The organism is Niallia sp. FSL K6-0212 (genome assembly GCF_038007605.1).
Lineage (GTDB): Bacteria > Bacillota > Bacilli > Bacillales > Cytobacillaceae > Niallia > Niallia circulans.
In genome coordinates this window covers 2,205,751-2,219,503 of record NZ_JBBOXL010000001.1, presented here as the reverse complement: position 1 = coordinate 2,219,503, position 13,753 = coordinate 2,205,751, and the positions used below count along the sequence as shown (strand labels likewise).

The window sequence follows — 13,753 nt, the reverse complement described above, 5'->3', positions numbered from 1 at the left end:
CCAAGGGCTATTCTCTCTTAATTGTTCCGTCCTTCCAAATCGTTCTAGACCGATTTGTACTATGACATCGGCTGACTTCTGATGGTTCAGCTACTTATCGCTAAGTAGGTTAGGAAGAGTACTTCACGTATCCATCAGACCTCCCCGGGTAAGAGTGCGATCTTTCCTTCCATCTATCTGCTTCATTTACTTTGTATCACCTTCGGCAGAAAGGACTTTGTTTTGTTTGGCAAACTCATCCAATGATACCTAGCCTTCTATGAAGTTCGTGTCCCTCAGACCGGAAGTTTGCCGCCCGCTTCCTTCAGATTCCGCGTCACCACGGACACCCTTGCGTTAAGCTAACTGCTACTTCTGCCTTCGCAGTTCGGGACTTTCACCCTAAAGATTGCACCCATGCCGGGCACACCAAAAAAAACAGGCATCATCTAAATGATACCTGCTTTTTCTCTTAACAAAATGTATCTTTTGACTTTGGTACAGAAAGTCCAAATAATGGACGAAGATACAAGGCAACAAATGTCCCAGCTAATGCTAATATTCCCCACACATAACCGTGAACACTGAATGATGCAATCCCGCCAAAGTAAGCACCTACGTTACATCCAAATGCTAGACGTGAGCCATAGCCCATTAGTAAGCCGCCAATGATGGAAGCAAGCACATTTCCAAGCGTCACTTTTGAAAATTTAAAGAGACCGCCAGCTGCTGATGCCAAAAAGGCCCCAAGGATAACACCGAAGTTTAGAATCGTTGTAGAATCTGCAAAAATAGAAGCTTCTAAAGCTTGAGCATTTGCCCCTTGCCAGAATCCCCAGCTTGCTACATCCATACCAAAAAATTGTGCCACTTTTGAACCCCATAAAGCAAAGGCAGAGGTGATTCCCCATGGTGTACCGCGTGTCATTAAGGTTAAAGCATTAAGTACAGCTAACACGATCGCTGCTGCGAATAATGGCCATGAACCGCGGAAAATACGTTTCCAGCCAGTTGTTGTTGGAAGAGGAGCCATTTTTGGCGCTTTTCTTTTTCTTTCCACAACTAATGTAATCCATGCAATTACACCAAATAGAATAATGGATACAATCCAAGCTCCACCATAGCCAAGACCAGTTGATGTCGCTAATGAAATTGGTGCAAAAGATGGTAAGTCTTCTGTCCAAAACGACAGATGAGCTGCACCAATTGTGGATCCGATAATGAAGAATAGTAATGTTACAAATGCAACAGAACGTCCGCCGCCTACTGCATACAAGGTACCAGAAGCACATCCGCCCCCTAGCTGCATGCCAATCCCAAACATAAAGGCACCAACGACAAGACTAACACCAACCGGTGATACATAGCCAGTAGCTCCTGTTCCAAAAAAGGAAACGCCGTATGCTAAAATTGGAGCAAATAGCGTTACCGCCACTGCTAACATCAGCATATGAGCGCGTAACGCCTGCCCATTTCCTACTGAAGCAAGTCTGCGAAATGCGGATGTAAAACCAAAACGAGCATGAAATAATGTATATCCTAGTAAGAGACCTAAAACTAATAATATCGGCTGCATACTTTTTTGTGTCATTAATAAATAGACTAGTAGAATCGCTGCTACAATGAGTCCACCAATAATTAAAGGCATCTGTGGAGCCTTTAATCCTTTTGGTTGTTCTTTTTGACTCTTTATCTTTTGAGCCGATTGAACATTTACTGAAGTTGTCACTCCAAAACACCCTTTCCCTATTAATATAGTCGGAATTACTTTTATCATCTTAATGGTATATTCAATTTATGTCAATATAAAATTACCTTTTAAAAAGCTATATTAAACTTTGTTAATTAAAAAAATAACATTCCGACTGTAAATACACCCTAATTTTTAGAAATAGACGTTTATTTTTGTTTTACTACTCTCTTTGAATAAGATGTTCTTTTCCCCTATAGAGGGATTCACTCCGTAGGATTTGCGCTAAATCTCTGCCTGTTTTTCTCGCCATCCCACAGAGTCCTCTCGCTTTCACTTCTATAAAAAAAATACTTTGTCTTTTAAATATAATCAAATATCTTTTGATAGCCAAAGGGTAATATGGACACAATGCTTACACTTATTCCAATGGAAAAACTTGAAAAAATAACAAACTTTCGCAGTGATATTTCATCACTCTTAAAAGCGACAACTAATGCCTTTATTATATAAAAAACGGTAATAAATATAATGGCAGCTGAAAAAAAGCTTATTAAAAACACTTCCATTACTTTCCTTCATTTCCATATAATTGGCATATCAATTTGATTTATTTCACATAATGCTTTTTGAAGTCAGGATAGATGGAAAATTTTCTCCGCAAATCAATAAGGTTCTTCCCAAATGAGTTTTCTAATATATCACGATGTTTCTCCAATATTTCCATTAAGTATAAATCATGGATCATTACTTCTGTAATCGGCATTACAAGTCCAACATGCATGGTCCAAGCTGCACGGCTTTCTTTTCCCAAGGAAATAATCCCAGCTAATACCTCTTGATCATCTCCACTAAAGACTAGCCATCTACCACCGTATTCCTCCGTAATTTCTTGACTCATATCATGGCGATATATATTAGCAAAATCTGATACTATTTCTCCATATGCAATAATCGTGATTGTTACGCCTCGATTTGCAGCCTGCTCTAATTCCATTTCTAGTTCCTTGAAATCCTCTGCCCATATTTCCATCAGTATCCTTTGTTCAGCAGAAGCAATACATTCTTTTACTTTAACCAATATCTCCTTACTTCCAGTGATGTTCCAGATGTTTTCGCGATCACTTGTTGTATTCTCAAATTTTTCCAATAACATTTCCGCCTGTTCAAAATTCTCTTCTGCTTTTAAGCGGCGATTTCGTATCAATTCTTTCGCTGGTACGGGAATGTATTGTGGTGTATTGCCATAGCTGACAAAAATGTCGCCACGATTGACAAGACTTTCCAGTACTTCGTAAATTTTGGAACGCGGCACTCCTGAATTTTTGGCAACGGCGTAGCCCGTTAAGGGAGATTCCGCTAATAAAGCTAGATAAGCCTTTCCCTCATATTCCGTAAAATTTAAATTTCTTAATGTCTCCAAAGTATTGTCTTTCATAGTCCCTCCGAATAGTTGCTACTTTAGTAACTATTATTTTACCAAAAGCTATTGCTTTATCACAAATCATTCTGCTACTATTTTAAGTAGTTACTTTTGTAGCTACTATTTTGAAAAGTGGTGTTGATGATGGAAAAAGGTATTCATATTTATTATTTAGCATGTATTAGTGCTGTGATATTGTGGAGTGGTTCTTTTATTACAACCAAATTAGCTTACGAAACCTTTGCGCCGATTCAGCTTGGAGCTGGAAGAACACTTATAGCAGCCCTTATTATCTGGATCATTCGCAAAATAACAAATTCAACAGAAAAAATCAGAAACAAGGATCGTAAACGACTTTTTTTAAGTGGTTTATTGGGAATTACCCTTTATTTCACCTTAGAGAATATAGGCGTTCAAATGACTTCTGCTTCTAATGCCGCCTTAATTGTTGCGTCCTTTCCTGCCATTACTGCACTGCTTGAATTTTTCCTTTATCGCTCCAAGCCTTCCTTACAAAAGATTTTAGGAATCTTTCTGGCTATTACAGGTGTTGCTATTTTGACACAAATTAAAGTAGATGGAAGCAATCAATCCTTTTGGGGGAATCTTATTCTTCTAGGGGCTGGAATAGTTTGGGCATGCTACAACTTTGTTACAAAAGATATAACGAGGAAATATTCAGCAATGACCATAACATCCTATCAAATGACTGTAGGAACTTTATGCTTTATACCGTTTTTACTTTGGGAAGATGAAGCGTGGAAAATGCCAAATGTGATCAGCATAACCTCTTTGCTCTTTTTAAGCATTGGCTGCTCCGTTGCTGCCTTTATTTTATATAATTATGGATTAAAAAAACTGTCTGCAAGTGCTTCCGTTTCCTTAATGAATCTTGTTCCTGTACTTGGGATAGTCTTCTCCGTTTTTCTTCTAAAGGAAATCGTTACATTGACCCAGGTTATTGGCGGAGCAATTGTCATTATCGGTGTTATTTTAAGCTCCATTCAAAAAGAGGAATTACCTCAACCGCTGCCATCGGAAGCTTCTGTGGAATAACAGCATGCAAAAAAACCAGAAGCTATCTACTTCTGGTTTTCCTATGTTTACAAATTATTGATTTCCTTTTTTAACCCACTCTGCAACGGTAACAGTACGTTTCGCTTGGTGTTTAACTGCACCTTGAACGTCTTCGATCATTTTTCCATCTTGTCCTACTGTTACACTTGTTCCATAAGGGTTTCCACCTGCACCGAAAAGAACTGGATCTGTATATCCTGGTGCAGCAATAATAGCGCCCCAATGCATCATAGAAGTGTATAAGGATAATAATGTTGCTTCTTGTCCACCATGTGGATTTTGCGCAGAAGTCATGGCACTAACTACTTTGTTTACTGTTTTTCCGTTTGCCCATAGACCGCCTTGTAAATCAATGAATTGCTTCATTTGAGAAGGCATTGTACCAAAACGTGTTGGAACACTAAAAATAATCGCATCTGCCCATTCAATATCTTCCGATGATGCAACTGGTACATCTTTTGTTGCATCCACTGTTGCTTTCCAAGCTTCATTGCTGTCAATAACAGATTGTGGCGCTAATTCTTGTACTTTTACCACTTTCACTTCTGCGCCAGCTTCTTTTGCTCCTTCTGCTGCCCATTGTGCTAGTTGATAGTTTGTTCCACCCATACTATAAAAAATTACTGCTACTTTAACATTTGACATATTTTCCATCTCCTTTGATTTTCCAAATAATTTGTTTAAAAATCCCATAAGTACACCTGCTTTATTTTTTTATTGATCTCTTATAAGAATCACCTCCACTGAAATAGTCTTTTCAATGTTAGCTGTTCTTCTTATTCCCCAATTGTAGAAATTTATGATTGATTTTTCTCTTTTTAATGATTAGTTATTCATTAAGGCCGAATACCATTTAGAAGCTGCTTTTACTTCCTCTGCTGTTAGCTGATGGCCTCTGTTTTCCCAATGCATTTCGACATTCGCATTCGCATTAGCAAGCATTGATTGTAGTTCATTTGATTCTTCTTTTGAACAAATTGGATCATTCGTTCCTGCGGTAATAAATACTCCTTTTCCTGTTAAGTCAGGGAGCGTGATTCCTCTTCTTGGAACCATTGGATGATGTAGAATAGCTGCTTTTAATGCATCCTGATAGTGAAATAATAAGCTTGCAGCAATATTGGCACCATTAGAGTAGCCAATTGCCACGATATTGTCTCTATCAAATTCATATTTTTGGGCTGCTTCATCTAGAAATTCATTTAATTCCTTTGTACGAAAAATTAAATCTTCTTCATCAAATACACCTTCTGCTAAACGCTTAAAGAAACGCGGCATGCCGTTCTCTAAAATATTCCCACGGACACTTAGCACTGAAGCTTCATCATCAATCATCCCCGCTAGTGGCAATAAATCTAACTCTGTTCCGCCTGTTCCGTGTAACATCAATAACGTGGGTTTTTTCGGATCTTTTCCCTTATTGAAAATATGTTTCATCCCTTCTCCTCCTCTAAGATTCTAACCTCTACTTTAGGCAAAGCAGCTGTTAACTCATCACGCTTTTCTTCTAACCACTCAGGAAGCATAAGCTTCTCTCCCAGCTGTTCTGTTGGCTCATCCACCGCAAATCCAGGTCCATCAGTAGCTATTTCAAATAGAATGCCGCCTTCTTCATGAAAATATAAGGCTTTAAAATAGTTTCGATCTTTCACTTCCGTTGGATAATACCCTTTTTCTTGAAGCAGCGTTCTCCATTGCTGAAGCTCTGTCTCATCTTTTGCCCGCCAAGCAATATGGTGGACAGTTCCTGCTCCCATGAGACCACGAACAGACGGGGTCAATTTGATATCTATCACATTTCCTATCTGTGCATCTGCAAAGAAACGGAGATACCCTGCATCTTCTCCTACACATTTAAGACCCAATATATGTTCTAATACCTCTGCTGTTTTGTTCGGTTGTGCTGAAAGTAATGTTGCTCCGCCAAAACCTTTAATAGCAGCAGCGGGATGGATCGAACCTAGCTGCCAATTACTTGTTGGTCCTTCGTTTCGTTCCACTAATTCGATTTGCAGACCATCTGGATCGACAAATTGCAAATATTTTTCGTTAAATCTCGCAGCACTTTCCACTTCTACACCATAGGAAAGAAGACGATTTTTCCAAAATGCACTGCTACCTTGTGGAATAACATAACTCGTTACACCAACTTGCCCTTGGCCAATTCTACCTTTCAGCTGTTTTTCCCATGGAAAGAAGGTAATAATTGTTCCCGGTTCCCCTGTTTCATTCCCAAAATAGAGATGATATACTTCTGGGCGATCAAAATTAATTGTCTTTTTTACCAATCGTAGACCAAGGACACCTGCATAAAAATCAATATTTCTTTGTGCATCATTTACCATTGCTGAAATATGATGAATTCCTGCTGTTTTTTGCATCTTATCCTCTCCATTTCATGGAACTATTGTGGTCTTACTTTTGTAAACATGTCACCAATTTTTGCATAGTCATTTCCCGCTAATCTGCTGACAGCTGCTAACCCTCTTGGATCAATTCTGCCATTTTCATACAGGGTAGAATCAATGTGATAATGAACCACTCTTCCAATTAGAAAATCACATCCAGGAAGTGCCTCGGTACCTCCCAATTCTAATGAATGTTCCAATACACATTCCATACGAATCTTAGCTTCCTTTATCCCCGGTACAGAGATGGCGCTGCTATCTATCGGTGTTAATCCTGCTAATTCAATCTCACTTTCACTTGGCGCAAGACTTGCTGCCGTTTGATTGATTTTATCAACATTTTGTTCATCTACAATATGAATGACAAATTCCCTTTTGTTTAAAATGTTCCTTGCCGTATCCTTTGGTTTCCCATTGGAACGCTGAATGGATAACGATATCATTGGCGGATTAGATGATACAATATTAAAGTAGCTGAAAGGAGCCCCATTTAAGACACCCTCTTCCGACAAGCTAGTAACAAAGGCAATAGGTCTAGGAATTATGCTTCCAATTAGAAATTTATAATTCTCTCTTTCTGAAATGGTTTTCGGATCAATGGAATGCATCAAATCATCCTTTACAAATTAGTCGAGATTTCTAACATCAATTGGTATTAATCTGCTATTAAGCTGTTCTCTATATTGTTCATATTGACTTGGCAGCATTAATGTCTCTCCTAGTGTTTCTTTAGATTCATCAATGGCAAATCCTGGAGGATCTGTCGCAATTTCAAAGAGGATTTCACCATGCTCTCTAAAATAGATGGCATTAAAATAATTTCGATCCTTAACAGCTGTTACATGGTATCCATTTTGCGAGACATGTTTTTGCCAGTCTAATTGGTCAAGATCATCCACTGCTCTAAAAGCAATATGATGAACAGTCCCTACACCCATCTCTCCACTTCTGCCTGTAGTTAATTTTAAATCGATGACATTTCCAATATCGCTAAAGGAACGGAAACGTACATATTCTCCTTCTTCGCCAACTTTTTTAAAACCCATCACTTTTTCTAAAAGTTCTGCTGTTTGTGCAGGTTGTTTCGATAAAAGCGTTGCACCGCCAAATCCTTTAATAGCATTTTTAGGTGTCACCTCACCAAACTGCCAGCTATTATTTTTCCCTTCTGCTCTTTCTACTATTTCTAGCAGTAAGCCATGAGGATCAGAAAAAGCTAAGTATTCCTCTCCAAAACGCTCTGTTTTTGTGAAAGAAATATTAAATTTTGCTAACCTTTTTTCCCAAAATGAAAGAGCTCCTTTAGGCACCACATAAGACGTTACGCCGACTTGCCCGTCTCCAATAACTCCTTGACGCGCTCCCGCCCATGGAAAGAAAGTAATAATCGTTCCTGGATTGCCGCCTTCATCTCCAAAATATAAATGATATGTCCCTGGATCATCAAAATTGACAGTCTGTTTCACTAAACGCAATCCTAATACACCTGCATAAAAGTCAACATTCTCTTGCGGGTGGCCTACGATTGCCGTAATATGGTGAATTCCACTTGTGCTCTTCGTCATTCCCGTTCACTCCTATTCCAATTTTCTAGCAAGCTTTATTTAATTACTATTTGTTATAAGCAGAAAAATCATTTATAGAAATTCTCTATTTTGCTCATTACTACGAATTAAAATATTATTAATTCGAGATATAACCTCAAAAAAAATCACATCTCTTGTGCATGAAGCCCTAATTTTTTGAGCTGTTCAATCAGTATTTCTTTTTCTTTATTGTCTAACCCGCCACATATCTCGTTCATAGCTGCTCTATGCTTTGGAAAGACTTTGTCCATAAGCTCGGTTCCCTCTTCTGTTATTACCACATAGGTTATGCGGCGGTCTTTTGGACAAGGTTTTCTTCTGATTAATTTTTTATTCTCTAATTTATCTACAACATAGGTAATGCTGCTGCTTGCAATCAAAACTTTTTCACCAATCTTTTGAATTGGCTGATCCCCTTTGCTATAAATCAATTCCAGCACAGAAAATTCTGTAGGGTTTAACCCGAGACATTTTATATCTTCTTCTACTCGTTTCTTTATCGATTGCAATGCTCTCGACAACACAACGAATACCTTTAGTGATAAATCTTCTTCATATTTACTTACTTCCTTATTATCCATGATAATCTTCCTTTCAATTATCTTGAATTCGAGATAATTATATAATACTTTATTTGTACATGTCAACTACTTTTCATAAAGTGATATACCAAGCGTGTATTAAAGTGGTGTAATCTACATTTGCTTATATAGTCTTACGAATTTCCATTATGCCCATTTCAAATAGCTTTATAAAAAGCTTTTTGAATAAGTAAATCTATTGCTTGTCTCTGTACTTTGATTGCATGTTTCCCATAAAAGATCAAAAGGAGAAAAATACACGAAAAAGAACCTTAACACTATGTTATAGTTCAGACCGTCGACAAACTCCTAATTCAGTAATTAGGAGTTTGTCTTAGTTTATAAATATGCATCTTTTAAATAAGAGTTGATTTCCGCTGCAGGGGTTCGCTTTCCGCGGGGCTCGCGCTGAGCCGCTTCGGCCTAAGGCCTGCAGGGTCTCAGACTGTCTCGCAGATCCCACAGGAGCATTCCTGTGGGATTAGTTTCTGTGGTATTGCACAAAAAAAGATCCTCCTTTATGATGCTTATATTGAGACCAATCAACACAGCGTCAGAAGGAGAATCTATTATGAATAATACCCGTAATCACCGTTTAAATCAAGTGTCTACTTCCACTTTAATCATTGGAATTGACATTGCTAAAAATACACACTATGCATGTGCGGTGGACGATCGAGGGGTTGAGTTAAGTACCTCTTTTTCTATCCACCAGTCTCATCATGGTTTTCATCAATTTTATCTCAAGCTTCAAAATCTAAAGGCCATTCATCAAAAGGATGATTTATTGATTGGATTCGAGCCTACTGGGCACTATTGGATGAATTTAGCTGCTTTTCTTACCCAAAATGATATTCGTTTTGTCATGGTCAATCCTCTACATGTGAATCGTTCCAAGGAGTTGGATGATAACTTACAAACGAAGAATGATAAGAAGGATGCGAGAGTCATTGCTAAACTAATAACCAATGGATACTTTAGTGATCCTCGTCAAATAGAAGGAATAGAAGCAGAGCTTAGAGAAGGTTCCTCTATTCGGTGGAATCTGAAAAAGGACATTTCGAAAGTGAAAAATCGTATCATTCGCTGGACGGATCGTTACTTTCCTGAATTTAAAGTAGCATTTAAAGATTTAGGGCTGAATGCATGTGCCATATTAAAACATACCCCTTTACCAGTAGACTTAATGGAAAAAGAAATCGAGGAGTTAGTCCTTTTATACTTGGAAAAGGAAAAACTAAAGTATCCAGCAAGACCTAAAATAGCACAACTAAAGAGAGTGGCGGTACAATCTATTGGATTAACAGAAGGCTCCAATATGGCTCGTATAGAAATTTACTCTTTAATTACTCAATACGAACTTCTGACAAAGCAATTAGAACAGGTAAATGAAAGTTTAAAGACACTAGCAGAGCAACAAGCGGAATATCATTATTTATTATCAATCCCTGGCATTGGGGAAACTACCGTTATAGATTTACTAGCAGAAGTGGGTTCTCTCAAGCATTATAAACATCCACGCCAACTTATTAAATTAGCGGGATTAACCTTACGAGAGAACTCTTCTGGAAAGATGATTGGACAAAAGCGAATCTCCAAAAGAGGGAGAAGAAAGCTGCGAGCCCTTCTCTATCGTGCTGTCTTGCCTTTGATTAGAAATAATGAAACCTTTTATGATTTATATCAGTATTATATCTCTAGAAAAGAAAACCCTTTGAAGAAGAAAGAAGCATTAGTCGTTCTATGTAATAAAATGTTAAAAATTTTTCATGGACTTTGTCAGCAAGAAGTACTGTTTGATAAGGAGCGAATGAGACAAGATCTCTCTATCCTCCAACCCAAATAAAAATCTATAAGACGGTTATATTCAAAAAGATGACAGGAAAGCTGGCTTTTAGAGAGACTTACGACTTAGAGTCCATACAGGAGCATGATACCAGCCTCTGCCTTATGATGAGACCAAACGAAGGAATGTAAGCGCGCGACGCTAAGAGACATGGGAGGGTACGTCCTCATAAGAAGAGTAGAGATACCGGATGCATCTAATAGTGTATATTTGTCAATAAATCCCTATTGGCTCTAGCGTCGCGTCCACTTACTTACCAAATATTATAATTAATGGAATAGTTAGTTAAAATATGATTCAAAGAGTTTTCCTAAAAAAATATTGGACTAAAAAAATAACGCTGTAAACGTTGGTATATCAACTTTCCTCGAGGGAGTCTCACCCCTTCCACTCCAATCAATGCATAATAATTCCATTTGCATTTCCTAAATTCCTTTTGTCAACAAGCTGCACTTTGTTTTTAGTTCTTTTCTGTTTACTAATTGCATGTTTTATTGGTTGAGCTTATAACAGAAAAATGATGTAAAGCATCCTTTTTCCAGATAAAGATGCTTTATTGGATTAGAGTCGAAATAGTTAAATGCTTTTCTCTTACTCTATTACATATCTATTTTAAACCAACTAAAATAAAACACTGATCATCATTATTAAATTTCTCCTCTCCTTCATTTTGAAGAGATTGCAAGACTTTTTCTTTTAACCCTATCAATGGTTCAGATGAATGCTCCATTAACAAGGAACCTAGCCGATGGAAGCCAAGAGGTTCTGAAACGCCATCGGTGTATAAAAGAATTCTGCTGCCTATATCATAATGAAATGTTTCTATTTCATACTGTATCCCCTCAAATGTCCCTAGTGGAGGTGCGGTTGCTCGAAGTTCTGACTGACTCCCTGCAGAATTCTGAAAGATAGCTGGTGGATGTCCACAATTCGTATACTCTATCGTTTTTTTATCGGTATCAATTACAAGATAAATAGCCGTACAATAATGCCAGGATTCCTGATTGTGATGAAATAAAGTATGTAAATGATCATCTAATTCTTTTATCACTTCGTTAGTAGCAGTTCCTTTTGGAATCAACCTTTGGAATAAAGATTGCAAAGACATAGTTATTAGTGCTGATGAAATACCGTGTCCCATTACATCTAATAGAATAATTCCATATCGATGATTATTTATTTTATAACAGCCATAAATATCCCCTGATAATTCCTTCGATGCAGAATAATAGGATTCCATTTCGATGTGATCGGCAGATATTATTTCAGGCAGTGATCTTTCTTGTATTTTCTTTGCTAGATTCAATTCTCTATGTGTATCTTTTTTAAATTGTTCATTCTGCTTATTCACTTCTAAAAGTTTCTTCTGATTTTCTTCCAAATTATGAAGGGCTTTCTCCAATTTTACATTAACAATGCTTATTTCCTTTAATGCATCCTCCGTAATTTTTTTGGACATAATTAACTGGTTTTCGTATTCATTTCTTCTCTGTATAGGGATAATTACACAAGTTATAATTTGACTATTCTTATCTTGGCTGAGTGATGCGTTAATCAGAACGGGTATTTCTTCTCCATTCCTATTAGTAAAAGAGAGATACATTTCTTCTACTTGATGCTGAACAGTTACCAAGGGAAAGAAATAAAGTTGCATAAATACCTGTGAAGGCTTAGGAAGAATGATATTGATGTGATGTCCAATTAATTGATCTAAACGATAACCAAGTAATTGAACTAATGTATCATTAATAGATAATAGAATGCCCTCTTTCGAAAGCGTAATAAAACCACAAGGAGCTTTGTTTAATTGCTCATTCATAAGGCGGGATCAACAACTTTACTAGGAACTTCTCCCAAATATTCTCGAATTAATTGAATCGTCTCTTCTGGATGACTCATATGCGGGCAGTGTCCAGTTGCTTTCATGTATGTCAGCCTACTTTTCGGAACATGTTGACTCAAATACTCACCTACTATAGTTGGAGCAATTATATCTTCAGAGCATTGCATAATCAGAGAGGGCACGGTAACTTTTGGCAATTCTTCCCGGCTATCCGCAAAGAAACAAGCCTCTGCAAATTTACGAGCAATTACGGGATCAGTAGAACAAAAGCGATTTTCCAACTCCTTTGCAACATCTGGCCGACTAGGATTATTGGTAACGGTTGAAGCAAAAATAGTTGCCCAGCCAATATAATTTTTATCCATCATATCAATTAAGCCTATTAGATCTTCTTTTTCAAAACCTCCAAAATAATCAGGAAGATCATTAAGATAACAAGGAGAAGGACCGACCATAATAAGATGGGAAAAATATTCCGGATGTTGCAGGGATGCTAATAAACCAATCATTCCTGAAACGGAATGACCAACAAATATTGCATTTTTAAGATTTAAGGCTGAACAAACATCTAACAAATCTTGAACATAACCGGAAAGATCGCTGTATTTATCCGAATCAAATGCCTTTATATCTGATTTTCCCATCCCAACATAATCAAATAAAACAATTTGCTTATCACTTTCAAACGACTCTGATACAGATTTCCACACCGTTTGATCACATCCAAAACCTGGTGCGAAAATCATCGCTTGATCTCCATTTCCTAGAACATTGACATTATTTCGGTTCAGGATACTAGGGTTCATAACAACGCTCCTTTCTTATCCTATCAATTAATTATAAAAAATTTTCAAGCCCTACTCTTTCTAATAAACCATTCATTCAACATTTTTATCCAAACATTACCAACCGATTCCCCATACAATAAAACGGATAAACAGTTAATGGACTCCAAAAAGTCACTTTGGTATTATAAATAACGTCCTTTAAATTAATTATATTCTTTATTTTATCACTGATTCAAAATAAAGAAAGTATACCCACTTAGTTCTAAAAGTTGGTAAAAGAACGAGAAGGAAAAACCGCCTTTTGTTCAAAGCCGATACCCATCTCTAGAATTAGTCATCTAACATAACACTATTGGGGAAGTCACAAACAATTATATATTGAGCTTGAGGGAGCATTTCTGAAGATTCTTTTTGAATGAAGGAAAACAACGAAAGATAACCGTTAGTATGATAGCTGGAACACTTATAAAATAAGGAAGAGAAAAAAAGTTTCTGCTGGAGCTAGAGTATTCCCCTTCATGCTGAGGAGAGC

General features: G+C 37.3%; 13 protein-coding genes. 2 read left to right on the top strand and 11 right to left on the bottom strand.

Annotated elements, in window-relative coordinates; translation table 11 throughout:
- Positions 1-451 precede the first annotated feature (451 nt).
- The 3 genes from MHH96_RS10495 to MHH96_RS10485 form a co-directional block, all read right to left on the bottom strand.
- Positions 452-1,708 (bottom strand): YeeE/YedE family protein, encoded by a 1,257-nt coding sequence (locus tag MHH96_RS10495; RefSeq protein ID WP_047945032.1) that lies wholly within the window; start codon positions 1,706-1,708, stop codon positions 452-454.
- A gap of 323 nt (positions 1,709-2,031) precedes the next feature.
- Complete coding sequence (locus MHH96_RS10490; RefSeq protein WP_047945033.1) at positions 2,032-2,238, bottom strand: hypothetical protein; 207 nt, start codon at positions 2,236-2,238, stop codon at positions 2,032-2,034.
- A 41-nt stretch (positions 2,239-2,279) separates the two neighbouring features.
- The gene (locus MHH96_RS10485; RefSeq protein ID WP_047945034.1) at positions 2,280-3,107 is read right to left on the bottom strand and encodes a TrmB family transcriptional regulator; all 828 of its coding nucleotides are present in this window, start codon (positions 3,105-3,107) and stop codon (positions 2,280-2,282) included.
- A gap of 126 nt (positions 3,108-3,233) precedes the next feature.
- On the opposite strand from MHH96_RS10485, the gene MHH96_RS10480 reads away from it, so the two are divergent.
- Entirely contained in the window at positions 3,234-4,148 is a 915-nt protein-coding gene (locus MHH96_RS10480) for a DMT family transporter (RefSeq protein WP_047945035.1), read from the top strand.
- Positions 4,149-4,202: 54 nt separating this feature from the next.
- On the opposite strand, the gene wrbA is transcribed toward MHH96_RS10480, so the two are convergent.
- The 6 genes from wrbA to MHH96_RS10450 form a co-directional block, all read right to left on the bottom strand.
- Positions 4,203-4,814 carry an NAD(P)H:quinone oxidoreductase gene (wrbA, locus tag MHH96_RS10475; protein ID WP_047945041.1) on the bottom strand — a complete coding sequence of 204 codons (612 nt, stop codon included), beginning with the start codon at positions 4,812-4,814 and terminating at the stop codon, positions 4,203-4,205.
- Positions 4,815-4,994: 180 nt separating this feature from the next.
- Positions 4,995-5,606 carry an alpha/beta hydrolase gene (locus MHH96_RS10470; RefSeq protein ID WP_047945036.1) on the bottom strand — a complete coding sequence of 204 codons (612 nt, stop codon included), beginning with the start codon at positions 5,604-5,606 and terminating at the stop codon, positions 4,995-4,997.
- Positions 5,603-6,550 (bottom strand): ring-cleaving dioxygenase, encoded by a 948-nt coding sequence (locus MHH96_RS10465; RefSeq protein WP_047945037.1) that lies wholly within the window; start codon positions 6,548-6,550, stop codon positions 5,603-5,605. Before MHH96_RS10465 ends, MHH96_RS10470 begins: the two co-directional genes overlap by 4 nt.
- 23 nt (positions 6,551-6,573) lie before the next feature.
- Complete coding sequence (locus MHH96_RS10460; protein ID WP_047945038.1) at positions 6,574-7,185, bottom strand: flavin reductase family protein; 612 nt, start codon at positions 7,183-7,185, stop codon at positions 6,574-6,576.
- A gap of 18 nt (positions 7,186-7,203) precedes the next feature.
- A complete protein-coding gene (locus MHH96_RS10455) occupies positions 7,204-8,142 on the bottom strand; it encodes a ring-cleaving dioxygenase (RefSeq protein WP_047945039.1) in 939 nt (312 codons plus the stop codon).
- 146 nt (positions 8,143-8,288) lie between these two features.
- A complete protein-coding gene (locus MHH96_RS10450; protein ID WP_047945040.1) occupies positions 8,289-8,744 on the bottom strand; it encodes a MarR family winged helix-turn-helix transcriptional regulator in 456 nt (151 codons plus the stop codon).
- Between the two features lie 571 nt (positions 8,745-9,315).
- Here MHH96_RS10450 and MHH96_RS10445 point away from each other — a divergent pair.
- Positions 9,316-10,590, top strand: coding sequence for an IS110 family transposase (locus tag MHH96_RS10445; RefSeq protein ID WP_047945042.1), 1,275 nt, complete (start codon positions 9,316-9,318; stop codon positions 10,588-10,590).
- A gap of 607 nt (positions 10,591-11,197) precedes the next feature.
- Here MHH96_RS10445 and MHH96_RS10440 read toward each other — a convergent pair.
- Entirely contained in the window at positions 11,198-12,409 is a 1,212-nt protein-coding gene (locus MHH96_RS10440; RefSeq protein WP_047943242.1) for a SpoIIE family protein phosphatase, read from the bottom strand.
- Entirely contained in the window at positions 12,406-13,239 is an 834-nt protein-coding gene (locus MHH96_RS10435) for an alpha/beta fold hydrolase (RefSeq protein ID WP_047943243.1), read from the bottom strand. Before MHH96_RS10435 ends, MHH96_RS10440 begins: the two co-directional genes overlap by 4 nt.
- Positions 13,240-13,753: the final 514 nt, after the last annotated feature.

What these genes read in the sequence shown, in the direction of transcription:
- MHH96_RS10440 (WP_047943242.1), bottom strand. Translation starts at nt 12,409, where the DNA reads ATGAATGAGCAATTAAACAAAGCTCCTTGTGGTTTTATTACGCTTTCG.
- MHH96_RS10435 (WP_047943243.1), bottom strand. Translation starts at nt 13,239, where the DNA reads ATGAACCCTAGTATCCTGAACCGAAATAATGTCAATGTTCTAGGAAAT.
- MHH96_RS10450 (WP_047945040.1), bottom strand. Translation starts at nt 8,744, where the DNA reads ATGGATAATAAGGAAGTAAGTAAATATGAAGAAGATTTATCACTAAAG.
- MHH96_RS10485 (WP_047945034.1), bottom strand. Translation starts at nt 3,107, where the DNA reads ATGAAAGACAATACTTTGGAGACATTAAGAAATTTAAATTTTACGGAA.
- MHH96_RS10455 (WP_047945039.1), bottom strand. Translation starts at nt 8,142, where the DNA reads ATGACGAAGAGCACAAGTGGAATTCACCATATTACGGCAATCGTAGGC.
- MHH96_RS10480 (WP_047945035.1), top strand. Translation starts at nt 3,234, where the DNA reads ATGATGGAAAAAGGTATTCATATTTATTATTTAGCATGTATTAGTGCT.
- wrbA (WP_047945041.1), bottom strand. Translation starts at nt 4,814, where the DNA reads ATGTCAAATGTTAAAGTAGCAGTAATTTTTTATAGTATGGGTGGAACA.
- MHH96_RS10445 (WP_047945042.1), top strand. Translation starts at nt 9,316, where the DNA reads ATGAATAATACCCGTAATCACCGTTTAAATCAAGTGTCTACTTCCACT.
- MHH96_RS10490 (WP_047945033.1), bottom strand. Translation starts at nt 2,238, where the DNA reads ATGGAAGTGTTTTTAATAAGCTTTTTTTCAGCTGCCATTATATTTATT.
- MHH96_RS10465 (WP_047945037.1), bottom strand. Translation starts at nt 6,550, where the DNA reads ATGCAAAAAACAGCAGGAATTCATCATATTTCAGCAATGGTAAATGAT.
- MHH96_RS10470 (WP_047945036.1), bottom strand. Translation starts at nt 5,606, where the DNA reads ATGAAACATATTTTCAATAAGGGAAAAGATCCGAAAAAACCCACGTTA.
- MHH96_RS10460 (WP_047945038.1), bottom strand. Translation starts at nt 7,185, where the DNA reads ATGCATTCCATTGATCCGAAAACCATTTCAGAAAGAGAGAATTATAAA.